Annotated in this window: 21 protein-coding genes; 4 read left to right on the top strand and 17 right to left on the bottom strand. The window is 66.6% G+C overall.

Features of this window, described 5'->3' with window-relative positions:
* Position 1 precedes the first annotated feature (1 nt).
* The 4 genes from VKI00_RS27575 to VKI00_RS27590 all read right to left on the bottom strand — a co-directional run bounded on the left by VKI00_RS27575 (position 2) and on the right by VKI00_RS27590 (position 4,417).
* Positions 2-1,822 (bottom strand): amidohydrolase family protein, encoded by a 1,821-nt coding sequence (locus VKI00_RS27575; protein ID WP_324443900.1) that lies wholly within the window; start codon positions 1,820-1,822, stop codon positions 2-4.
* A 71-nt stretch (positions 1,823-1,893) separates the two neighbouring features.
* Positions 1,894-2,472: a 4-carboxymuconolactone decarboxylase gene (locus VKI00_RS27580; protein ID WP_324443901.1), complete on the bottom strand. Its 579-nt coding sequence runs from the start codon at positions 2,470-2,472 to the stop codon at positions 1,894-1,896.
* A gap of 38 nt (positions 2,473-2,510) precedes the next feature.
* Positions 2,511-3,926, bottom strand: coding sequence for an MmgE/PrpD family protein (locus tag VKI00_RS27585; RefSeq protein WP_324443902.1), 1,416 nt, complete (start codon positions 3,924-3,926; stop codon positions 2,511-2,513).
* Positions 3,923-4,417: an NUDIX domain-containing protein gene (locus tag VKI00_RS27590; protein ID WP_324443920.1), complete on the bottom strand. Its 495-nt coding sequence runs from the start codon at positions 4,415-4,417 to the stop codon at positions 3,923-3,925. Before VKI00_RS27590 ends, VKI00_RS27585 begins: the two co-directional genes overlap by 4 nt.
* A gap of 162 nt (positions 4,418-4,579) precedes the next feature.
* Here VKI00_RS27590 and VKI00_RS27595 point away from each other — a divergent pair, with 162 nt between their 5' ends.
* Positions 4,580-4,927: a hypothetical protein gene (locus VKI00_RS27595; protein ID WP_324443903.1), complete on the top strand. Its 348-nt coding sequence runs from the start codon at positions 4,580-4,582 to the stop codon at positions 4,925-4,927.
* Positions 4,928-4,934: 7 nt separating this feature from the next.
* Here the strand turns inward: VKI00_RS27595 and VKI00_RS27600 are convergent, their stop codons facing one another.
* Entirely contained in the window at positions 4,935-6,005 is a 1,071-nt protein-coding gene (locus VKI00_RS27600; RefSeq protein WP_324443904.1) for an amidohydrolase family protein, read from the bottom strand.
* Positions 6,006-6,013: 8 nt separating this feature from the next.
* Entirely contained in the window at positions 6,014-7,585 is a 1,572-nt protein-coding gene (ffh, locus tag VKI00_RS27605) for a signal recognition particle protein (RefSeq protein WP_324443905.1), read from the bottom strand.
* Positions 7,586-7,696: 111 nt separating this feature from the next.
* Between ffh and VKI00_RS27610 the strand changes: the two genes are divergently transcribed.
* On the top strand, positions 7,697-8,482 hold the full coding sequence (locus VKI00_RS27610) for an alpha/beta hydrolase (protein WP_324443921.1): 786 nt from the start codon (positions 7,697-7,699) through the stop codon (positions 8,480-8,482).
* On the opposite strand, the gene VKI00_RS27615 is transcribed toward VKI00_RS27610, so the two are convergent.
* The 11 genes from VKI00_RS27615 to sepIVA all read right to left on the bottom strand — a co-directional run bounded on the left by VKI00_RS27615 (position 8,479) and on the right by sepIVA (position 21,504).
* Positions 8,479-10,908 carry a [protein-PII] uridylyltransferase gene (locus VKI00_RS27615; RefSeq protein WP_324443906.1) on the bottom strand — a complete coding sequence of 810 codons (2,430 nt, stop codon included), beginning with the start codon at positions 10,906-10,908 and terminating at the stop codon, positions 8,479-8,481. The two genes, VKI00_RS27610 and VKI00_RS27615, sit on opposite strands and share 4 nt — an antisense overlap.
* A gap of 52 nt (positions 10,909-10,960) precedes the next feature.
* Entirely contained in the window at positions 10,961-11,299 is a 339-nt protein-coding gene (locus VKI00_RS27620) for a P-II family nitrogen regulator (protein WP_324443907.1), read from the bottom strand.
* 2 nt (positions 11,300-11,301) lie between these two features.
* Entirely contained in the window at positions 11,302-12,723 is a 1,422-nt protein-coding gene (locus VKI00_RS27625; RefSeq protein ID WP_324443908.1) for an ammonium transporter, read from the bottom strand.
* Positions 12,724-12,919: 196 nt separating this feature from the next.
* A complete protein-coding gene (gene ftsY, locus VKI00_RS27630) occupies positions 12,920-14,221 on the bottom strand; it encodes a signal recognition particle-docking protein FtsY (RefSeq protein WP_324443909.1) in 1,302 nt (433 codons plus the stop codon).
* An 11-nt stretch (positions 14,222-14,232) separates the two neighbouring features.
* Positions 14,233-17,835, bottom strand: a complete 3,603-nt coding sequence (smc, locus tag VKI00_RS27635; protein ID WP_324443910.1) for a chromosome segregation protein SMC — start codon at positions 17,833-17,835, stop codon at positions 14,233-14,235.
* An 11-nt stretch (positions 17,836-17,846) separates the two neighbouring features.
* Entirely contained in the window at positions 17,847-18,128 is a 282-nt protein-coding gene (locus VKI00_RS27640; RefSeq protein WP_324443911.1) for an acylphosphatase, read from the bottom strand.
* Complete coding sequence (locus VKI00_RS27645; protein ID WP_324443912.1) at positions 18,115-18,528, bottom strand: OsmC family protein; 414 nt, start codon at positions 18,526-18,528, stop codon at positions 18,115-18,117. The genes VKI00_RS27640 and VKI00_RS27645 overlap by 14 nt, the downstream gene beginning before the upstream one ends.
* A gap of 54 nt (positions 18,529-18,582) precedes the next feature.
* On the bottom strand, positions 18,583-19,434 hold the full coding sequence (gene mutM, locus VKI00_RS27650) for a DNA-formamidopyrimidine glycosylase (RefSeq protein ID WP_324443913.1): 852 nt from the start codon (positions 19,432-19,434) through the stop codon (positions 18,583-18,585).
* A gap of 14 nt (positions 19,435-19,448) precedes the next feature.
* Positions 19,449-20,138: a ribonuclease III gene (rnc, locus tag VKI00_RS27655; RefSeq protein ID WP_324443914.1), complete on the bottom strand. Its 690-nt coding sequence runs from the start codon at positions 20,136-20,138 to the stop codon at positions 19,449-19,451.
* A complete protein-coding gene (locus VKI00_RS27660) occupies positions 20,131-20,718 on the bottom strand; it encodes a DUF177 domain-containing protein (RefSeq protein ID WP_324443915.1) in 588 nt (195 codons plus the stop codon). Before VKI00_RS27660 ends, rnc begins: the two co-directional genes overlap by 8 nt.
* 48 nt (positions 20,719-20,766) lie before the next feature.
* Positions 20,767-21,504: a cell division protein SepIVA gene (gene sepIVA / locus VKI00_RS27665; protein ID WP_324443916.1), complete on the bottom strand. Its 738-nt coding sequence runs from the start codon at positions 21,502-21,504 to the stop codon at positions 20,767-20,769.
* Positions 21,505-21,784: 280 nt separating this feature from the next.
* Here sepIVA and VKI00_RS27670 point away from each other — a divergent pair, with 280 nt between their 5' ends.
* Both VKI00_RS27670 and VKI00_RS27675 read left to right on the top strand, forming a co-directional pair.
* The gene (locus VKI00_RS27670; protein ID WP_414687310.1) at positions 21,785-22,972 is read left to right on the top strand and encodes a permease; all 1,188 of its coding nucleotides are present in this window, start codon (positions 21,785-21,787) and stop codon (positions 22,970-22,972) included.
* A gap of 84 nt (positions 22,973-23,056) precedes the next feature.
* Positions 23,057-23,557 (top strand): DUF222 domain-containing protein (locus VKI00_RS27675; protein WP_324443918.1); only part of this gene is annotated, 501 nt, incomplete at its 3' end.

The following is a 23,557-nucleotide window of genomic DNA, read 5'->3' on the forward strand; positions in this document are numbered from 1 at the left end:
CTCAGACCCGCACACCCGAGACGGCGGGCTGTCGATGACCCGCAGCGGCGCGCAGATACCGGCCAGACTTCACCGTCTTTCCATAGCCGTCGCGAAATTGGCCGTCGCGGAACACGATTGCGCCGTTTACGCCGGTGGCCACCACGGCCGCGTCGTTGCGGTTGACCATGCGGCTCAGGCCGCCGTAGAACGGGACCGTCTCCTCGTGGTACGCATCGACCGAATCGTCCAGGCCGGCCGGATCGATCACCACAAAGTCGGCGCGGTCGCCCTTGCAGAGCGTGCCGGCGTCCAGACCGAACCATTCGGCCACTTCACCGGTGAGGCGATGCACCGCGCGCCCGAGGGTGAGGAACGGCTTGCCCTCCCGTTGGGCGTCCAGCGTGCGCTTGAGCAGCCGCAGCGAGAAGTTGTAGAAGGCCATGTTGCGCAAATGCGCACCGGCGTCGGAGAAGCCCATGTGGATGGTCGGCTCGGCGGCCAACTTGTTGAGTTGCTTGGGCCGATGGTTGGCGACGACGGTGGTCCAGCGGACGTTGCGCTCGCCGTTCTCCACCAGGACATCGAGGAACGCGTCCAGTGGGTGTAGCCCTCGCTCGTCGGCGATCGCGCCAAAGCTCTTGCCGACCAACGACTTATCGGGGCATTCGACGATCATGGCGTCGTGGAAGTCGCGATGCCACAACGACGGTCCGAGTTTGATGCGGTCGAACTGTTGGCGGAACTTGCGACGGTATTCCTTGTCGGCCAGTAGCGTGTTGCGCTCCAGCTGATCGCGCAGGTGCAACGCCGCGGTGCCCGCGCCGAACTCTTCGAAGACCGGCAAGTCGATTCCGTCGGAGTACAACTCGAACGGGACCGGCAGATGCTGGAAGCGCACCTGAGAGCCGAGCAGGAAGTTGAGCAACCGCGTGCCGAGCCCGAAGACATGTACGGCCAACGGCATTGACTTCGCGTCGGCAGACACCAGAAGGCTCATGCGAACGGGCTTGCGACGGCAGAACATTGGGCTGCTGGACAGGAAGAACAACAGCCCCGACTCGGCTTTGGCCACGTTGGGCGCGCTCTGCAGGATCCGGCCGCGTCTGCGCAACACCTTGATCAGCTTGCGTCGTTCACGCCACGTCGCGAAGGTGGACGGCAGCGCACGGGAGCGGAAGCGGTCGCCGTCGAGCTTGTCGATCGCCGCGTCCATTCCAGACATGCCGAGCATTCCGGCGTCGAGCGCCTCGTCGAGCAGCGACGCCATCTTGTCGAGTTCGGCGTCGGTGGGTCGCACGTGCTTGTCGGTGGCGCGATCAAGGCCGAGCACGGCGGTCCGCAGATCGGAATGACCCAGCAGCGAGCCCACATTCGGACCGAGTGGCAGGCTGTCGAGTTTCTCGATGTATTCCGCCGCCGTCGACCACGTCTTGTTGTCTTCCAGTGCGCCGTGGACGAACTTGCGCGGCACCGCCTCCACGCGGCTGAACAAATCAGCGGCGTCGTCGGCACCGGCGTAGACCGTCGACAACGAGCACATGCCCAGCAGCACGGTGGTGACACCGTGGCGCACCGACTCTTGCAAGCCGGGATCCAGCAACACCTCGGCGTCGTAGTGGGTGTGCACGTCGACGAAGCCGGGGACGACCCACTTGCCTTTCGCGTCGATCACCTCGGGGCAACCGGTCTCGTCCAGGGGACCGTCGGCCGCCTCTGAAACAACGCAAGCCACAACGCCGTCGCGGATGCCCAGTGTGCGGGTCAGCGGCGCACTGCCGGTGCCGTCGAACCACAAGCCGTCGCGAATGATCACGTCGTAGGTCACTGTCTTCCTCCGCATCGTTGGGGGTTGGAACGAACCTAACATAGATAGTGAGTACTCGCAATCTTTCCGGGCAGGCTCGAAGGCGCCTAGTCCAGGCCCTCTTCACGTCCGGGCACCGAAGCATCGAATGCGTTGAGCGTGACGCCGACCATCGAGAAGCAGCCGACCAGGAAGACGATTTCGGCCAGCCCCTGCTCTCCGAAGGCGCTCAGCGCGGCGCGATGGGTCGTTTCCGGAAGCGGGCCGCCGCGGTTCAGCGCGGCCGCCATGTCGTAGGCAACGCGTTCCTCGCGGGTGAGCTCGTCCGGGCGTTCTCCAGCGACGATGCTGGCGATTTTTTGCTCGGCTAAGCCCGCTCGGCCGGCGAAGTACTCGTGGCCATAGATTTCGTAGCAGGCGCCGAACTTGACTGCGGTAACCAAGATGACGAGCTGGTGGATGGCGGCGGGCAAAACGCTGTGTTCCCACATTGCCCTGTTGAAGGCCCAAGCGGGGTTGCCGAACTGCGGGAAATGCAGCCAAGCGTTGAACGGGCCAATCAGCGCACCGTCTTTCCGACGCGCAACGAGTTCACCAAAGTTCTCCTCGATGACATCGACCATGTCGTCGTAGAGGATCTGTTGATCCGGGCTCAGGCTGGCCGGTGGCAACAACGGCAGGCGCATCTCTGGTCCTCAACCTCGGTCGGTACTCAACCCGATGGTCATAACCGCCCCCTGGTTCGCGGACGCTGCGGCTGCGGACTCACCGCGCCGAGCAGCCCCGCCAGCTCAGCGACCGAAACCTCATCGAGGCGCTGCACACCGTCGATGATCTCGGCGCGAAGCGCCGCGTCGGCGAACGGTTCGCCAAGCCAATGGAACTTCTGCACGACACGGTCCCACGACATCGGCCGCGTAAGTGATCCTTCGAAATCCGATTGCTCGCGGTGCAGCTCTCGACCGTCGTTCAAGGTGATGTACACGCGAGCCGCTGTCCGTTCGGGGTAGGCCTCGGTCAGGTCGGCGGCGGCCTCGACATGGACGCGCGTCAGCAGCTCCTGGACGTCGTCGCGCCGCACGCGTTCGGTCTCGAGCTGCTCGGGGCCCACCTGACCGTCCAGCAATGCCGCGCTCACAAGGTATTTGAGGTTGTAGTCCGCCTGCTCCTTGGTCGATGGGTGGTCCTTGTTGCCGTAATGACCACCACCGGCGAAGTCGAACGCGCCCTGGAAGACCTCGAGTCGCACCGTCGCCACGTCGGCACCGGTGATGCCGTGCTCGTCGCGAAGCGCCAACGTCGCGTCGATGATGACCTGCCCGTGAATCAGTGCGCAGTACTGCTTGAGGTAGGTCTGCTCGACCGCGGTTAGCGATCGATCGGATGTGCGCAAGTCGATCGGCTGGTCAAACAACCGCTCAAGTCCGTTGGGACCTTCGAAAAGCGCTCTGGGGCCGGTGATTCCACGGCCCGCGAGGATGGTGTTGTAGACCGCCCGCATCCCGGTGATGGCTGGCGAAATACCTTTCCAGGCCGAAACAGGCTCGGCGTGCACCGCGGCGAGTGACACGTTGTCGGCGGCGGACGCGGCGATGGCGTCGCCGGTCTGTGCGACGTCGAGCGCGAGTAGCTTGGCCGAGCCGGCAGCTGCCGACATGGCCAGCTGCAGCGCATGGTTGAGCCCTCGGCCCATAACCGGAACCGTTGCGCTGAAGCGAGATTGAATCTCGTAGGCGACCCCTAGAGCGAGCAGAAAGTCCCCTCCGCGCGCATCGACGTGTTCGGCGACGGCAAAAACAGCACCGAAGTTGTCGGCCGGGTGGCACAGACCGCCGGGCGTCAGATATGTGTCGAGCAGATCAGGGTAGCGCACCAGCACCGCGTTGAAGAAGGCCGCCTGATCGACGGATCCACGCCCACCTCCGACGAACGTCGCCGTCGGATGGCTGCTGAACTGTTCGGCATGGGCGCGGATGGCGGGGATCAGTTCTCCGTCGAGGGCACCGAGCGCACAGGCGATGCTGTCCAGAACGTTTCGCTTCAGCGTCGGCATGACCTTACCGCCCAGATCAGACTGGTCGGCCCTGACCACGAACTCGGCCAGCGTGTCGACGGTGTATGTCGGGTCGTTGCGTGTCATGCCCGGTCCACTTCTCTGCTCGTATCGAAGATCGTTGGGGCACAGAGGTTGTTATCGCTGGCCACTTCGATCCGCCGACGCATGTCAGCAGACATCTCCGGCATCTCGGCGAGAGGAAACCAACGAACGTCGAGGCTTTCATCGTCCGCGGGGAACGGCTCTCCGCCAACCCAGTCCATCCGGAACACGAGATCCAGGTATTGGGCATGATCGCCATTGGCATGAATTATCGGGCGGGATACCTGCACCAAGGCTAGTCGTCTGGCAATCGCGTGGATGCCGGTCTCTTCCAACGCTTCTCGAACGGCACAATCTGCCGGGTTCTCGCCCGGTTCAACAACGCCGGTGACCGCGGTCCATGCCTGGTTGTCGGAGCGCTGGACCAGAAGTATCTGCTGATCGCGGATGACCACTGCTGTCGCACCCGGCAACCACAGTGGCGCATGTCCGATGTGCCGACGAAGCTCGACGATGAATTCGGGGATCGGCATACTCACGTGTTTAACAGAGACTGCGATCAGCTGTCGTCCGCGGCGGCAAAAACAATTGTGACCTGCAGCGCAGGTTTCGCCAAGGGCCATGTCAGATCCTTAGATCGACTCACGATCTGTCCTGGACGGCGTGGGGCGAATAGGAGCAAGAAAGGAATCGCCATGGACCTGAAGAAAATCGTCGGCACTGGTGCAATCGCCGGCGCGCTTGGCTTTTCGGCAATCGGACTGGCAGGTGTCGCCAACGCCGCGCCGACTCCACCGGCAGCTCCCGCTGCGTTCCAACATGCGCCGATGCCCGGCTGGGGCGGACCCGGCTGGCACGGCCCCGGCGGACCCGGCTGGGGTGGCCACGGTTGGGGTGGCCCAGGCTGGGGCCGACCCGGTTGGGGCGGACCCGGTCTCGGCTGGCGCGGACCCGGCTTTGGGGGGCCTGGCTTTGGCGGCCCCGGCTGGCGCGGACCACGTTGGGGCGGAATCGGCTTCGGCGGCGGCCTTCGACGCGGTTAGCCGTCGATCAGAACGTTTGTCCGCGCAGGATTACTAGGTCGGGCCGATTTAGCACAGCCGGACCCTGGCGCGGATCCTCGTTGTAGCACAACAGGTCTGCGGACGCGCCGTCGTCCAGTGCCGGCCGTCCCAGCCAACGACGGGCATCCCAGCACGCCGCGCCCAACGCGTCGTTCGCACTCATCCCGATGCCCTTGAGCGCCTCGACCTCGTCGGCGATCCGCCCGTGGGCGACCATGCTGCCGGCGTCGGTGCCCGCGTAAACCGGTACGCCGGCGTCTCGGGCGGCGGCTATCCGCGGATAGCAGTTGGCGTAGAGGTCGCGCATGTGCGCGGCGTATTTCGGATAGCGGGTCGCGGAATCGGCTATGCCGGCGAAGTTTTCGATGTTGATCAGGGTCGGCACCAAGGCGGTTCCGTGTTCGACCATCAACTCGATGGTGTCGTCGGTGAGCCCCGTGCCGTGTTCGATGCAATCGATCCCGGCGTTGATAAGTCCGGGCAGCGCATCCTCGCCGAAGACATGGGCGGTGACCTTTGCGCCGTGGTCGTGCGCAGCCTCGATCGCCGTCTTGAGAATGTCGTCGGACCACAGCGGGGCCAAATCGCCTGTGCCGCGGTCGATCCAGTCGCCGACCAACTTCACCCAGCCGTCCCCGCGGCGTGCCTGCTGGGCCACCGAGTCCGGCAGCTGCGACTCGTCTTCGAACTCGATCGCCAAGCCGGGCGAATACCGCTTGGGTTTCGCCAAATGCCGTCCGGCGCGGATGATCCGCGGCAGATCCGCGTGGTCGTCGAGGCTGCGGGTGTCGGTCGGCGAGCCGCAGTCGCGCAGCAACAGCGCGCCGGCCTCGCGTTCGGTCTCGGCCTGGACGATCGCTTCGTCGAGCTCGATGGTGCCGCCATGTACGCCCAGCCCGACATGGCAGTGCGCGTCGACCAGCCCTGGCAGAACCCAGCCGCCGTCGAAAACGGTGTCAGCGCCGCTGACGGGATCACGGCTGATCCGGCCGTCGACGATCCACAGCTCGACGGGTTCTTCGCCGGGTAAGCCCGCCCCTCGAACGTGCAGACGCACGGGTGCGGCTACTTCTTACCCGGGAAGTTCAGCTTGGACAGATCGAAGTCGGCCAGGCCGGGCGGCAACTCGTCCAGACCCTCCGGCATGTTCGACAGATCGGGGAATCCGGCCGGCATGCCCGGCATCCCCGCGCCCAGCGGTCCGCGGACCCGGGGCGGCGTCGGGCCACGCTTCTTGCCCTTCTTGCCCTTGCCGCCCTTGGCCTTTGCGCTCTTGCGGGTCGCTGACTTTCGCCCTAAACCGGGGATGCCCATGCTGCCCACCATCGAGGACATCATCTTGCGGGCCTCGAAGAACCGGTCGACCAAGCTATTGACCTCCGACACCGTCACGCCCGAGCCGTTGGCGATGCGCAGCCGCCGCGAGGCGTTGATGATCTTCGGATCGGCGCGCTCTTGCGGCGTCATTCCGCGGATGATGGCCTGCAGCCGGTCGAGTTGCCTGTCGTCGACGGCGGCCAAAGCCTCCTTCATCTGGCCCGCGCCGGGCAGCATCCCCAGCAGGTTGCCGATCGGGCCCATCTTGCGGATGGCCAGCATCTGCTCGAGAAAATCCTCCAGTGTCAGCTCGCCGGAACCGATCTTGGCGGCGGCGGCTTCGGCCTGCTCTGCATCGAAGACCTGCTCGGCCTGCTCGATGAGGCTCAGCACATCGCCCATGCCCAGGATGCGGCTGGCCATCCGGTCCGGGTGGAAGACGTCGAAGTCCTCCAGCTTCTCGCCAGCCGACGCGAAAAGGATTGGCACACCGGTGACTTCGCGAACCGACAACGCGGCGCCGCCGCGGGCATCACCGTCCAGCTTGGTCAGCACGACACCGGTGAAGCCGACACCTTCGCGGAACGCTTCAGCGGTAGCGACGGCATCCTGACCGATCATCGCGTCCAGAACGAACAGCACCTCGTCGGGGTCGACGGCATCGCGAATGGCCCCGGCCTGCGACATCAGTTCCTCGTCGATGCCCAACCGCCCGGCGGTGTCGACGATCACCACGTCGAAATGCTTGGCCCGCGCCTCGGCGAGTCCGGCCGCGGCGACGGCGACCGGATCGCCGGGAGCGGCCTCCTGCGCGGCATCGGCCGACCTGCCCGGGTGTGGCGCGAACACCGTGACACCGGCCCGCTCCCCCGTGATTCGCAGCTGGTCGACGGCGCCCGGCCGCTGCAGGTCGCACGCCACCAGCAGCGGTGTGTGCCCCTGGCCGCGCAGCCACACCGCCAGCTTGCCGGCCAGCGTGGTCTTTCCGGAGCCTTGCAGACCAGCCAGCATCACCACGGTCGGCGGCGTCTTGGCGAACGCGAGCTGGCGGGTCTGCCCGCCCAGGATGCCGATGAGCTCCTCGTTGACGATCTTGACGACCTGCTGCGCCGGATTGAGGGCGCCGGACACCTCCGCGCCCTTGGCGCGGGTTTTGATCCGGGCGACGAACTCGCGGACCACCGGCAGCGCGACGTCGGCCTCCAGCAGCGCCAGCCGGATCTCGCGGGTGGTGGTGTCGATGTCGGCGTCGGTCAGCCGGCCCTTGCCGCGCAGCCCCTGCAGGGCGCCGGTTAGGCGGTCGGACAGCGATTCAAACACGCCGCCCAGCCTAGCCGGGCGACGATGCAGAGCGCGCAGCGCGATGAGGAGGAGGCCGGCAATCGGGCCTAGCGGGAGGTGGACATGGACAGCTTGACGGATGATCAGCTCATGCTCGAAGTGATCGACAAGGGGTCGGGTAGCGAAGCGCATCCGGTGCCGCTGCTTTTCGTTCATGGCGGCTGGCATTCCGCGTCGTGTTGGGGCAATTTCCTGGACTTCTTTGCCGATGCCGGCTATCGCGCGGTCGCTCTGAGCCTGCGTGGCCACGGCGCCAGCCCCACCACGAAGCGATTTCACGCATGTTCCATCGCCGACTATGTCGACGATGTCCGCGCCACCGCCGACAACCTGGGCGGCCGGCCGGTGCTCGTCGCCCACTCGCTGGGCGGCTTCGTCGTGCAGCGCTACCTGGAAAACCGCGATGCCCCGGCAGCTGTCCTGGTGGCGTCGGTGCCGCCCCAGGGCGTGCTGGGACTGGCGACGCGTATTTGGAGCCGCCACCCGTGGATCTCGCTACGGTCGCTGCCCGTCGGCAAGTTGACCGGGTTCATCGGTACCCCGCCGCTGGTCCGCGAACATCTCTTCAGCGCACACACGCCAGACGACATCGTCGAATCCTGCGCCGCCAGCGTCCAGTCGGAGGCCGTGCGCGCCTCCCTCATCGACCCACTGGTCCGCCGCGTCCGGGCCGCCCGGGTAACCACCCCCATGCTGGTGCTCGGCGCCGAGGAAGACGGCATGGTCACCAACGCTGAGGTCCGCGCCACGGCGCGGGCCTACCGGACCGAAGCCGAGTTCTTTCCCGCAATGGGCCACAACATGATGCTCGAACCGCGATGGGCCGACGTCGCCAAACGAATTCACGCGTGGCTGCAAACTCGCGACCTTGGCTAGACCGCCGCAACGTCCCCCGGCGCACCCAGCACGGCCAACAGGTGTTGCTCCACCGCAGTGCACGCGTCTGCATCGTCGGGCAGGCTGACGCAGAACACGTCGTCCACCATCGACCCCAGCGTGGTCACTTTCGCCCAGTCGATGTCCGCTCCGACACGCTCGAGCGCCCCGGCGAGCAACGCGAGCAAACCGGCGCGGTCACCGGCGCGAATTTCGATGAGCTGTCGGCCAGGCGCGCCGCCGTCTAACCACAGAATGCGTGGCGGGGCGGTTGACCTGTGAATCGGCACCGCCGTCGCCGCCTCCCCGACGGGCTTGGAATTCTCAGCGCTGTTCCGCTGCTGGAGTTTGGCCAAGACGTCAACCTCGCCGCCGAGTGCGCCGACGAGTTGCTGACGCAACAATCCGGCAGCGGGTGGCGAACCGAAGTGCGGCGAGACGACGAATTCACTGATCGCGGAACCCTCGTGAATGTTCACCGACGCCGAATGCACGCGTAAGGAGTTCAGCGCCAGCACCCCGGCCGATTTGGAGAGCAACCCTCGCTGGTCCGGGGCGATCACCGCCACGTGGTAGAGGCGCTGGCTGCTGCCGGGCCGCAGCTCGACGTGCACCTTGTGATCGGCGGCCAGCGAAAGATACTCGGGGTCAAGCGGATCGGCATGGGGCAACGGCTCACCGGCCATCGCCAATCGGCTGCGGCGCACCAGGTCGCCGATCAGCGATGCTTTCCAGTCGCTCCACACCCCGGGTCCGGTGCCAAGCGAATCGGCTTCGGTCAGTGCATGCAGCACGTCGAGCAATACCGGATCTCCGTTCAACGCCTCGCAGACGGTGGCGATCGTCTGGGGGTCGTTGAGGTCGTGGCGGGTGGCGGTTATCGACAACAGCAGGTGATGGCGCACCAGGTTGGCGAGCATCTCGATGTCGGAAGGCCAGATACCCAACCTGGTACCGATCTGGGTAATCAACTCGGCCCCGAACACGCTGTGGTCGACGCCCCGTCCCTTCCCCAGGTCGTGCAGCAGTGCAGCGAGGAGCAGCAAGTCGGGACGCGCTACCCGGGTGGTGAAAATCCTCGCCCGGGAGACGACTTCGGCCGAATGACGATCGACCGTCCAGATATGGATGACGTCGCGAGGCGGCAGGTCGCGGATGGCGGCCCACTCCGGAAAGAGGCGGACCCACAACCCGGTCCGGTCGAGCGTTTCAATCACCGCGATGGTGTCCGGCCCTTCGGCCAGCAGGACCAGCAGGAGGTCCAACGCCTCGCGTGGCCACGGCGTCGGAAGTTCGGCCGCGGTGTCGGCCAGCCGACTCAGCGTGGATACCGCGATGGGCAGTCCGGTGACCGCCGACGCCGCCGCCACGCGCAGCATCAGGATGGGATCGCCTTCCGGTCGGGCGTCGCGGGCCAGCACGATCTCCCCGGCGTACTCGACCACTCCCTCGTCGAGGGGTCGACGCGGCCGCCGCCGTATTGCCGAAATCCCCCGCCGCGGCAGAGCATTGGCGGCAGTCCGAAGTCCGGCATCGACACGGTAGCTGATGGTGCGGCCCGCACTGGACAGCGTTCGCGAAAGGTCGAATCTGTCACCGATGTGCAGGGCGGCGCTGATCTCGTCGGCGAACTGGGCCAACAACAGGTCATGACCGCGACCGGAAACCCGGTGAAGCTCGGTGCGGACGTTGAGCAGGGTGAGGTGAGCATCGGCCAACGAACCCAGCGGGTTCTCCGGTGTACCCCCGGTGACCCGGTCGGCGAGGTGGGCGACGGCCAGGGCGTCGAGCAACTGAAGATCACGCAGGCCGCCGCGGCCCAATTTCAGGTCGGGTTCGGCCCGGTGTGCGATCTCGCCAATGCGCCGCCAGCGGGCATGCGTCTCTTCGACGAGTTCGCTGAACAGCGAACGGATTCCGGTCCGCCACTGCCCCCGCACTGCGTCGATCAGCCGGGCCGACAGCTGCTCGTCGCCGGCGATATGCCGCGCATCCAGCATGGCCAGGCCGGCTGACACGTCCTCGCCGGCAACCCGCACAGTCTCGGCAACGGTACGCACGCTGTGATCGAGGCGAATGTTCGCATCCCACAACGGATACCACAGCTGATCGGCAACCTGCCGCACGGTGTCGGCGGGCTTGCTGTCGTGTAATAGCAGGAGATCCAGGTCGGAGTAGGGCACCAGCTCACGACGCCCCAGCGAGCCGGTCGCGACGATCGAAAAGCCGCTGCCGGCGGTGATACCGATTTCGGTGGCCTTCGCGGTCAGCCAGGATTCGTGCAGTTCTCCCCATGCTTCGCGCAGGGCGGCCGAATCAAGTTCATCCGGGCCGCGGGCGAGCAGGGCTTCCCGGGCAGCCGGTAAATCGCTTGCCGTGGCCTCCGGCGAAATCGGATCGGGTGCATCTGGTCCGCGCTGCGTCATTCCCGTCCAGGTCGGATCGGCTACTCCGGAGGAGTCTTCATAGGAGCGTGTATTAGATTGCGTCGGCTCCGCGTTCGCCGGTGCGCACCCGCACCACCGTTTCCACGGCGCTGACCCACACTTTGCCGTCGCCAATCTTACCGGTTCGTGCGGCCCGCACGATGCTGTCCAGGACCTTGTCCGCGTCAAAGTCTTCGACCAAGACCTCGATGCGCACCTTCGGCACGAAGTCGACCGAGTATTCAGCACCGCGGTAAACCTCGGTGTGCCCCTTCTGCCGGCCGTAGCCCTGAACTTCGCTGACCGTCATGCCCAGGATTCCCACCTGCTCAAGGCTGGCTTTGATGTCCTCGAGCGTGAACGGCTTCACGATCGCGGTGATCAGCTTCATTTCTATTCCGCCTCTACTTTGTCGCCCACTCGATCTTCCAGGCCGTGAGAGCCGTCAGGCAGGCTTGCATGAGGAAGAACAGGGGTGGTAGCTGTTGCGAAATCGTAGCCGCTCTCCGCGTGCTCAGCCTCGTCGATACCCGTGACTTCGTCTTCGGCGTTCAGACGCAGCCCGACGGTGTATTTCAGCACTAGCGCGATAACGAGTGTGCCGATGGCGGAGAACGTCAGGACACTCGATGCGCCGATGGTTTGCCGGATCAGCTGAGCGAAGCCGCCACCGTAGAACAATCCCGCCGATGTGTTGCCGCCGCCCAAGGCGATGGCGGGCGATTGCGGCGCTGCGAGCAGACCTACCAGCAGTGTGCCGAGCAGCCCGCCGACCAGGTGGACTCCGACCACATCCAGCGAGTCGTCGAATCCGAGCTTGAACTTCAGACCGACCGCCAGCGCGCATACGGCGCCGGCCACGACGCCGATTGTCAGTGCGCCAAGCACATTGACCGACGAACACGAGGGGGTGATCGCGACCAGTCCGGCCACGATGCCCGACGCCGCACCGAGGGTCGTCGCGTGCCCGTCCCGGATGCGCTCGGTGACCAGCCAGCCCAGCATCGCTGAGGCGGTGGCGACGGTGGTGGTGATGAATGTCGTGCCGGCGACGCCGTTCGCGCTGGTAGCCGAGCCGGCGTTGAACCCGTACCAGCCGAACCACAGCAGGCCCGCGCCGAGCATGACGAACGGCACATTATGTGGTCGCGGCGCGGTTTGCGGCCAACCCTTGCGCTTGCCCAGCACGATCGCCAGCACCAAGCCCGCCACACCGGCGTTGATATGGACCGCGGTCCCGCCGGCGAAGTCGATCGCATGCAGTTTGTTGTTGATCCAGCCGCCGTGGGCTCCGGTGACCCCGTCGGCGCAGAACACCCAGTGCGCGACCGGGAAATAGACGATGCTGGCCCACAGTGCGGCGAATATCGTCCAGCTGCCGAATTTCAGCCGGTCGGCGACGGCGCCGGAGATCAGAGCGACCGTGATGATGGCGAACATCAGCTGGAATGCGACGAACACCGTCTGCGGCAATGTGCCCGCCAACGCGATGTGGGTCGCCGGTGTGCTGCCGCTTGCGGCGACACCGTTAACCCCGATCAGACCCTTCAGGCCGAAGTACTGGGTCGGGTTGCCGGCGATGTTGCCGACGTCGTCACCGAAGGCGAGTGAATAACCGAAGGTCACCCACAGCACGGTCACGACGCCCATGGCGATGACGCTCATCATGATCATGTTGAGCACGCTCTTGACGCGAACCATCCCGCCATAGAAGAACGCCAGGCCCGGCGTCATCAACAGCACCAACGCGGAGCTCGCCAGCATCCAGGCGGTATCGCCGGTGTCTGGCACTCCCATCGTGGGGAATTGGTCCACTGCCCCTAACCTCCTTCGGCAAGGCCGCGTCGAGCGAGGGTGCGCGACCGACGACCCGTGGTCAAGACAATGCAAAGTGGTTGTTTCGAAATGACACGCTGGCAGGTTTCGCCCGTGTTACAGAATTTTTTCGCGCGGCTCAGCCAAGCGGCGATCGCAAGCGCGGCGGAGCCGGGCGCAGCGGGTCGCCGCCAGATCAGCCCAGAAGTGCGTCGACGAAGGCGGCGGGCTCGAACGGCGCGAGATCGTCAGGTCCCTCGCCGAGCCCGACCAGCTTCACCGGCACACCCAGTTCCTGCTGGACCCGGAAAACGATGCCGCCTTTGGCGGTGCCGTCCAACTTGGTCAGCACCGCGCCGGTGATGTCGACGACGTCGGCGAACACCCGGGCCTGGGCTAGCCCGTTCTGGCCGATCGTGGCGTCGAGCACCAGCAGTACTTCGTCGACTGCCGCTCGCCGCATCACCACGCGCTTGACCTTGCCGAGCTCGTCCATCAACCCGGTCTTGGTGTGCAGCCGGCCCGCGGTGTCGATCACGACGACGTCGGCGCCCGACGCGATGCCCCTGTCGACGGCGTCAAACGCCACCGAGGCCGGGTCGGCGCCCTCGGCGCCGCGCACCACCTCCGCGCCCACCCGCGAAGCCCAGGTCTGCAACTGGTCCGCGGCCGCGGCCCGAAACGTGTCAGCGGCGCCCAGCACGACCCGTCGGCCGTCGGCGACCAAGACTCGCGCCAGCTTGCCGACCGTGGTGGTTTTGCCGGTGCCGTTGACGCCGACCACCAGCAGCACCGAGGGGTGGTCGTCATGCGGCAACGCGCGGACGGAGCGGTCCAAGCCGGGCTGCAGCTCGGTGATCAGCACGTCTCGCAACACGGCGCGGGCATCGGCCTCGGTGCGCACGTCCTTGCTGGCGAGCTGGCTGCGCAGCTGGCCCACCACCGACGTGGTCACCGTCGGACCCAAGTCGGCGACCAGCAAGGTGTCTTCGACTTCCTCCCAGGAGGCTTCGTCGAGATCGCCGCCGCCGAGCAGCCCTAGCAGGCTGCGGCCCACCGCATTCTGCGACCTGGCGAGCCGACCGCGTAGTCGCTCCAACCGTCCTTCGGGCGGGGCGATGGCCTCGATCTCCGGCGCTACCGCGTCGGCTGCCGGCGGCGTTGACGGCTCAGGCGGCTGGACCACCGGCGGCGTGACGGTATCCGGTTCGGGCAGTTGGACATCGGAGATCGGACGCTTCGGGGCGTCACGCGGAATGGTCGCATCGTCGCCGACGGCGGGCAGGCCGGTGGTGTCGATACGGTCGCCAGTCTCCGTGCGGCTGAACGTGATTCCCGACGACGCGGTGTATCCGCCCGACCGATCGATGGTGCCGGTCTGCTCGCGGGCCGACAGCCTGATCTGCCGCCGGCGATACCGGGCCAGACCCAGGACCAAGACGGCGATGACGATCAGTGCGGCGGCGACCGCGATCGCGATCCAAAGACCTTGCGACAACGTGTTCCTCGCTAAGTAGTGGCGACGAGCTGGTTGACCTGCTCACCGCGCATTCGCTGGGAGATCACCGCGGTGATGCCGTCGTCGCGCATCGTCACGCCGTAGAGCGCGTCGGCGACCTCCATGGTCGGCTTCTGGTGGGTGATGACGAGCAGCTGCGACTGAGCTCGCAGCTGCTCGAACAGACCCAGCAGCCGGTGCAGGTTCACATCGTCGAGGGCCGCTTCCACCTCGTCCATGATGTAGAACGGCGACGGGCGGGCCCGGAAGATCGCCACCAGCATCGCGACCGCGGTCAGCGCCTTCTCTCCACCTGACAGCAGCGACAGCCGCTTGATCTTCTTACCGGGCGGACGGGCCTCGACTTCGATGCCGGTAGTCAGCATGTCGTCGGGATCGGTCAGCCGCAACCGGCCCTCCCCGCCTGGGAACAAGGCGGCGAACACCCCGCTGAACTCGCGTTCCACATCGGTGTAAGCGTCGGTGAACACCTGCAGGATGCGGGCGTCCACGTCGGCCACGACGCCGAGCAGATCTTTGCGTGCGGCCTTGACGTCCTCGAGTTGGGTGGACAGGAAGTTGTAGCGCTCCTCCAGCGCGGCGAACTCTTCGAGCGCTAACGGGTTGACCCGGCCCAGCTCGGCCAGCTCGCGTTCGGCCCGTTTGGCGCGACGCTCCTGGGTGGCCCGGTCATACGGCATGGGCGCCGGCGCGGTCACCTGCTCGGCGCGCTCGCGGGCCTGCTCGTATTCGGCGAGCTCGAGCTCGGTCGGCGGGAGCGTGACCTGCGGGCCGTATTCGGCGACCAGATCGTCGGGCGCCATCCCGAACTGCTCGAGCACCATCTGCTCGAGCTGCTCGATTCGCAGCGCCGCCTGCGCCTTGGCCACCTCGTCGCGGTGCAGCGCCTCGGTGAGCGTGGCGATCCGGGCGCCCAGCGCGTTCACCTCTTCGCGGACGGCCGCCATGGCGGCCGACCGTTGCTGGCGCTCGGTGGTGAGCACGTCGCGGTTGCGCGACGCGGCCACGACCACCTGATCCAGCCGCCCGGCAAGCCGCCATCCGGCGTCGGCCACCGCGGCGGCCACGGCGGCCGCGTGCTCGCGCGCGGCGCGGGCCTGCTGGGCGCGAAGGCGCGCCTCCCGTTCCGCCGCGGCCGCGCGCCGCAGCGAATCCGCCCGTCCGCGAACAGCATTGGCGCGCTCCTCGGCGGTGCGCACCGCCAACCGGGCTTCCACCTCGACGCCGCGGGCCGCCTCGGCCGCCGCGGCGATCTGCTGACGGTCGACCGGCTCAGCCGTAACCTGTTGAGTCTCCTCGACATTGCGCAGCCGGGTCTCGAGTTCACCGAGTTCGGACAGGGTTTCGGCGCGTCCGGCCTCCAGCTCTTCACGCTGGCGCAGCAGCCTGCGCCACTCCTCCTTGGCGGCACGGGCGTCCTGGCCCAGCCGCCCGAGCTGCTCGTAGATCCCCGAGATCGCGGCGTCGGACTCGTTGAGCGCCGCCAGCGCCTGCTCGGCGGAGTCCTGACGAGCGGTTTGCTCACTCAGCGCCCCGGACAACGCCGCGCCGAGCTGGCCGGCCTGCGTCTCGGCAGCGGCCAATTCGCTTCGTGCCTTGGCGATTTCGGAGGTGATCTCCAACGTGGACGGTTTGCGGTCGGAACCGCCGCTGACCCAGCCGGCGCCCAGCAGATCGCCGTCGCGGGTGACCGCGCGCAACCGGGGGCGTGCGGCCACCAGATTCATTGCCTCGGTGAGACTGCCGACCACCGCGACGCCGGACAGCATGGCGATCATCGCGCCGCGCAGCCGCGCCGGCGCCTCGACAAGATCCAGCGCCCACCGCGCGCCGTCGGGCAGAGCGTCCGCCGGCGTCGACGCTGGGTCTTCCGTGGCCGGCCAGTCGCTGAGCACGATGGCGGCACGACCGCCGTCGGCCTGCTTCAGCGCGGTCACCGCGGAGGCCGCCGCGGTGAAGCTGTCGGCGGCCAGCGCATCGGCGGCCGCACCGAGGACCGCCGCCAGCGCGGTCTCATAACCCGAATGCACCTTGACCAGCTTTGCGACAGACCCGAAAAGCCCCGCGCCGCCGCGGTTTCGGGTGAGCCAGTCGGCGCCATCCTTGCGCTCGAGCGTGGTCGACAATGCGTCGATCCGGGCCCGCAGCGAAGCCACTTGGCGTTCGGCGCCACGCTCGGCCGATTGCAGTTCGGCGACCCGCTCGTCGGCCAACCGCAACGCCGCCACCATCCGGTCGTGGTGCTCGTCGAGGCCGACCTCGCCTTGGTCGAGCTCACCGACCCGGCCCTGCACGGTTTCGAACTCCACCTGCGCCTGGTGGGCCCGGGCGGCGCCTTCCTCGATGCGCTCCGACAACTTGGCGACGCTGTCGTCGATCGACTCGACGCGCGCCCGCATCGTCTCCACCTGGCCGGCCAGCCGGGCCAGGCCCTCCCGGCGGTCGGCCTCCGCCTGCACCGCCGCCAGGTGGGCCTGTTCGGCCTCGGCGGCGTCACGCTCACGGTCGGCCAACTCGGTACGCGCGGCGTCGAGCCGGGTGCGAGTTGCGGCCAGCTCAGCCAGCAGTTGCTGCTCGGCGGCGGCCACCTGCGCAGCCTCGGCCTCCAGCGCGTCGGGGTCAGGGCCGCCGGTCGTGGCCGGCTCGACGTCCAGATGCTGAGCACGCTCGCTGGCGATGCGCACGGTCGCGCTCACCCGTTCGGCCAAGGCGGACAACCGAAACCAGGTCTGCTGCGCCGATTCGGCGCGTTCCGACAGCGCGGCCAACGCCGCCTCGTGGGCGGCCAGCTCGTCGGACGCCACCGACATCCGGGCCGCGGCCTCGTCGTGTTCGCGGCGCAGCGTGGCCTCGGCCTCGTTGGTGTCGTTGAGCTCGGCCTGTCGGGTGACCACGTCGTCGGCGGCCAGCCGCAGTCGGGCGTCGCGCAGGTCAGCCTGGATGGTCTGAGCCCGGCGGGCCACCTCGGCCTGACGCCCCAACGGCTTGAGCTGGCGGCGCAGCTCGGTGGTCAGATCGGTCAGCCGGGCCAGGTTCGCCGACATCGCTTCGAGCTTGCGAACGGCTTTTTCCTTGCGCTTGCGGTGCTTGAGCACACCGGCGGCTTCCTCGATGAATGCCCGGCGATCCTCCGGCCGCGATTCCAGGATTTCGTTCAGCTTGCCCTGCCCGACGATGACGTGCATCTCGCGGCCGATGCCGGAGTCGCTCAGCAGCTCCTGGACATCCATCAAACGGCAACTGCTGCCGTTGATTTCGTATTCACTGGCACCGTCGCGAAACATCCGACGGGTGATCGACACTTCGGAGTACTCAATCGGCAACGCATTGTCGGAGTTGTCGATGGTGACGGTGACTTCGGCGCGGCCCAACGGAGCCCGCGACGAGGTGCCGGCGAAGATGACGTCTTCCATCTTGCCGCCGCGCAGCGTTTTGGCGCCCTGCTCCCCCATCACCCAGGCCAGCGCATCCACCACGTTGGATTTGCCCGACCCGTTGGGCCCGACCACTACGGTGATGCCGGGCTCAAACCGCAGCGTCGTCGGCGAGGCGAAGGATTTGAAACCCTTCAGCGTCAGGCTCTTGAGGTACACGGCGTGCCAGACTACCGCTCGGTGAAGCCGCTGATCGGTTCGCCGCGCTGCGACCAATCGGGGATTACGTTGTCGACGTGGCCTGGTGTTTTTCCACTCTGCAACAGGCGTAACAGCTGTTCACACGCGTCACGCGAGCCCTGGGCGACGACCTGCACCCGCCCGTCGGGACGGTTCGCGGCGTAGCCGGTCAAGCCCAGCTCCAGCGCGCGGCTACGCGTCCACCAGCGGAAGCCGACGCCCTGCACGCGTCCGTGCACCCACGCGGTGAGCCGTACGTCAGGCTCCGACATCGGCTACCTCGAAGCTGACCTTCGTGCCGGATTTCAGGGTGCGCCCGACCGTGCAGACTTGGTCGATGGCTCGGTTGACCACGACAACCAGTCGCTCCTTCTCCTGCTCGGACAACCCCGACATGTCGATCTCGAGGGTCTCCTGCAGCAGCGGATAACGCTCCTGCTCACGGTCGGCGTCACCGGACACCCGAATCGTCGCCTGGTAATCGTCACCGAGGCGATGGGCCAGCGGGTGGTCGCTGGACATTCCGCTACACGCGGCCAGCGCGATCTTCATCAGCTCGCCCGGTGTGAAGACACCGTCGACGTCCTCTGAGCCGATAAGAACCTGCGCTCCGCGCGAGCTGTGCGCGGTGTAGCGGCGCACCCCGGTGCGTTCCACCCATAGTTCCGTCATGGGTTCTTTCTACCGGGCCGCAAGAAGGGCCTCGCGCCCGCGGATCGGTCCCGTTCAATGCCGCGGTCGCGGCTGGCACCGCGGACAGTAGAACGACGAGCGGTTCATGAACTTCTCCCGGCGGATCACCGCCCCGCAGCGCCGGCACGGTTTGCCCTCGCGGGCGTACACGTTGAGAGACCGGTCGAAGTAGCCGGACTGGCCGTTGACGTTGACATACAACGAATCGAACGATGTGCCGCCCTGGGACAACGCGTCGCGCATCACGTCGGCGGCCGCCTCCAACACGTCAGCCAGCCGCCGGCGGGTGAGAGTGTCGGCGATGCGCGCGCCATTCACCTTGGCCCGCCACAACGCTTCGTCGGCGTAGATGTTGCCGATCCCCGAGACGACGGTCTGGTCCAGCAGTTGACGCTTGATCTCGGAGTGCTTGCGCCGCAACACGTTAACCACCGATTCGATATCGAATCGCGGGTCGAGTGGATCGCGCGCCAGGTGGGCGACCGGTTCAGGAACCACGCTGCCGTCCACAGTCACCAGATCCGCGAGCTGCCATCCGCCGAACGTGCGCTGGTCGACGAAGCTCAGTGTCGTCCCGTCGTCGAACACCGCCGCGATGCGCAGGTGGCCCGCGTTTGGCACAGTCCCAAGCAACATTTGACCGCTCATGCCGAGGTGGACCACCAGCGCGCAATCGCCCTCGTCGAGTGTGAGCCACAGATATTTCCCGCGCCGATCGGTGCCGGTGATTTTGGCATCCAGCAGCCGCGCGGTCAGGTCAGCCGGGCCGGCCCCGTGGCGGCGCACTGCGCGGGGGTGATGCACGCGGACGGCGGTGATGGTCCTGCCCATCACATGGGCCTGCAACCCGCGCCGCACCACCTCAACCTCGGGTAGTTCGGGCATCCAGAAAACCTAAGTCACGCGCTATCGAGCACGCTCAGCGCTTTCCAGGCCGCCGCAGCGGCATGCTGCTCGGCTTCCTTCTTGGACCGGCCCACGCCCGACCCGTACTCGGTGTCGGCCACGATCACGACCGCGGTGAACTCTTTGTGGTGGTCGGGTCCCGTCGAGGTGACCTGATACGACGGCGCGCCCAGACCGCGGGCTGCAGTCAGCTCCTGCAGGCTGGTCTTCCAGTCCAGTCCGGCGCCCAGTGTCGGCGCGGCGTCCAGCAGCGGACCGAACAACCGCAGGATCACCTCCCGCGCGCTGTCCATGCCGAGATGCAAGTAGATCGCTCCCAGCAGCGATTCCATGCTGTCGGCCAGGATGCTCGATTTGCCCGCCCCGCCGGTGTTCACCTCACCGCGGCCCAACAGCAGATATGCGCCGAGGCCTTGATCGGTTAGCTTTCGCGCGACCTCGGCCAATGCTTGCGTGTTGACCACGCTGGCCCGCAGTTTGGCCAGATCGCCCTCCGAGCGGTCGGGGTGGCGGTGGAACAGCTCGTCAGTGACGGTCAGGCCCAGCACCGCGTCGCCGAGAAACTCCAGACGCTCGTTGGTGGGCAGGCCGCCGTTCTCGTAGGCATAGCTGCGGTGGGTCAGCGCCAGGGTCAGCAACTCGTCGGGTAGTTCGACGCCGAGTGCGTCGAGCAGGTCATTCACGAGCGTCCCCGTCGTTGTCGGGCGGCAACATCGCAGCGAGTTTGGCCCAGCGCGGGTCGATCTCATCGTGCTGATGACCGGGCTCGGCGGTGGCCAGCGCGATGCCGCACCGCGGACACAGCCCCGGGCAATCCGGCTGGCACACCGGCGAGAACGGTAGTTCCAGCCCCACCGCGTCGATGATGGGCTGCTCGAGATCGACGATGTCGTTAACGACCCGACCGACCTCGTCTTCCTCGGTGGTTGCCTCGGTGATGCTGTCCGGGTAGGCGAAGAGCTCGGTCAGGGCGACTTCGACCCGCCCGTTGAATGGTGTCAGGCAGCGGGAACATTCGCCGCTGGTGGGCGCGATCAGCGTCCCGGTCACCAGCACACCTTCGGACACGGATTCGACGCGTAGATCAAGCTCCAACTGCGCGCCGGCCTGGATTCCGATCATTTCCACGCCGATGCGCGACGGGCTGGGCACGACGTCGTGCAGGGGAAACATCGATCCCGGGCGTCGTCCCAGACGTGCGACGTTGACGGCTAGCGACGAGCCCGGATGCGGCTTCGCGGTTTGGCTATGCTGCCTGGCCATAGCCGCAATCCTACGGGCGGCTACCACCCGCCTTGCGCCGGTCGGAGGCTACCGCTGCGCGTAGTCGTGCACGCCCGCCGCGGTCCGCAGTTGGTGGCGGCCACGGTTGACCGAGCGCAGGGTGCTGTTGAGGTGCTCTTCGAACTCGGCCAGCTTGCTGTCGACGTAAATATCGCATTCACCACGAAGCCGGTCGGCTTCGGCGTGCGCCGCGTCGATGAGCCGGGAGGCCTCGCCGTTGGCCGATTGGACCACCTCGGTCTGAGAGACCAGGCGCTGCTGCTCCTTGATGCCCTCTTGCACGGCGTTCTCGTAGGAGATGTTGCCGTTTTCGACGAGCCGGTCGCATTCCGACTTGGCCCGGCCGGTGGTGGCCTCGTACTCGCGTTTCGCCGCGGCCGCGATGCGGACCGCTTCCTCGCGCGCTTCGGAGACCATTCGTTCGCTGTGCTGGCGGGCCTCGCCCACCATCCGGTCAGCCTGCGCTTTCGCCTCGGCCAAGATCCGGTCCGCCTCCATGCGGGCGTGATTCAGCAGCGAGTCGGACTCGGTAGTTGCCGAGGACACCACGGAGTCGGCGTGCGCCTTGGCCTCGTGTAGCAGCGAGTCGCGGGCGTCGAGCACGTCCTGGGCGTCATCCAGCTCGCCCGGGATCGCGTCCTTGATGTCATCGATCAGTTCGAGAACGTCGCCGCGGGGTACCACGCAGCCCGCGGTCATCGGCACACCACGGGCTTCTTCGACAATGGCGCCCAGTTCGTCGAGCGCCTCAAATACTCGGTACACGGCAACACCCTTCCGGCATCGTTTGTTGTTACCAGTGTGCCTGGTGTTACGCCTGTGACTAGGTTGCCAGACCCGGTGTGTCGGACATTAAGCGACCGGAATAGCGCCCACTCACCTGCACACTTGGCGCCATTATGTCGGTTCGGGCAGATTTACGGCAATCATGAATGGGCGCAGCCCCCGGGGGCGGCAGCCATTCGAGGTTTGGAATATACCCCCTGGGGGTATATTAGTGATGCCAAGCAGGCGAAACGCCGAAGTGGAGGGTCTGGTGGTCCTGGTGGTCAACGAAGCGGCGGGAGCGGTTGGGCATGCGCTGGCGCTGGCGGGGTCGATGACGTGGGAAATCCTGTGGGCGTTGATCCTGGGTTTCGCGCTCTCCGCGGTAGTGCAGGCCGTCGTGCGTCGATCGACCGTCGTGGCCCTGCTGGGCGACGACCGGCCCCGCACCCTGGCGATCGCGGCGGGGCTGGGCGCTGCGTCCTCGTCGTGCTCGTATGCCGCAGTGGCCCTGGCGCGGTCGCTATTCCGCAAGGGCGCCAACTTCACCGCGGCCATGGCCTTCGAGATCGGCTCTACGAATCTCGTGGTGGAGTTGGGCATCATCCTGGCTTTGCTGATGGGCTGGCAGTTCACCGCGGCCGAGTTCGTCGGCGGCCCACTGATGATCGTGGTACTGGCCGTGCTGTTCCGGCTTTTCGTGCGCTCGCGGCTCATCGACGCAGCCCGTCGACAGGCCGATCAGGGGCTCGCCGGGTCGATGGAAGGTCATGCGGCGATGGACATGTCGGTTCAGCGTGAGGGTTCGTTTTGGCAGCGATTGGTGTCGCGCGAAGGCTTCACATCGGTCTCACACGTGTTCGTCATGGAATGGGCCGCGATCCTTCGCGATCTGGTCATCGGGCTACTGATCGCGGGTGCTATCGCGGCCTGGGTGCCCGAATCATTCTGGCAGCACTTCTTTTTCGCTAACCATCCAATCTTATCGACGGTGTGGGGGCCGATCGTGGGCCCGTTCGTGGCGATCTTCTCGTTCGTCTGCTCGATCGGCAACGTGCCCTTGGCCGCGGTGTTGTGGAACGGCGGCATCAGCTTCGGCGGTGTCGTTGCGTTCATTTTCGCCGACCTGTTGATCATCCCGATCTTGAACATCTACCGGAAGTACTACGGCACCGCGATGATGCTGACACTGCTGGGCACCTTCTACGCCGCGATGGTCGCGGCCGGCTACCTGGTCGAATTGATCTTCGGCGCAGCAAGTCTCATCCCGTCACAGCGCAGCGCCACGGTGATGCACGCCGACATTTCGTGGAACTACACCACGTGGCTCAATATCGTCTTCGTCGCGCTGGCAGCGCTGCTCGTCGTACGGTTCGTGACGACGGGCGGAGTCCCGATGCTGCGCATGATGGGTGGCTCCCCGGACGCGGGCGACGACGCGTGTGGCCACCAACACCATCATCACTAGTCTGCTCAAATCACTTCCGTCACAGCGGCTTAGCCCTGTGGATAACCTCGGCAGCTTGTCGGTCAGCCGCGATATAGTTCGAACATGCGTTCGAGTAGTCGGGAGCAGATCGTCGAGGTCTTCGACGCGCTCAAGGCCGACTTGAAACGCGCCCTGGACCTGTCCTTCGACGCGCTGACCACCCCGGAGCGGTTGGCGTTGCTGCAGTGCTGCGAGACCTTCCGACGTCAGCTGCCGGCCCTCGATCACCCGTTGATCAACCAGATCGGCGCGCAGGCCGATGAGACGGAGCTGGGCGGCAAACTGCCGTCTGCCCTGGCGAATCGGCTGGGCATCACCCGTGCTGAAGCATCGCGGCGCATCAGCGAGGCCGCCGATCTCGGCGAGCGCACAGCGATCACCGGCGAACGCTTGGAGCCGATTCTGCCCGCCACCGCCGCAGCGCAACGCGAAGGCCGCATCGGCGCCGGCCACGTCGCGGTAATCCGCGGTTTCTGGCATCGGCTGCCCGACGTCGTCGACGTCGAAACCCGCCAACGGGCCGAGGCGCAGCTGGCCCGGTTGGGCGGCGAGCATCGCCCCGAC

It is taken from the genome of Mycobacterium sp., from assembly GCF_035314665.1.
In the GTDB taxonomy this organism is placed as follows: Bacteria; Actinomycetota; Actinomycetes; order Mycobacteriales; family Mycobacteriaceae; genus Mycobacterium.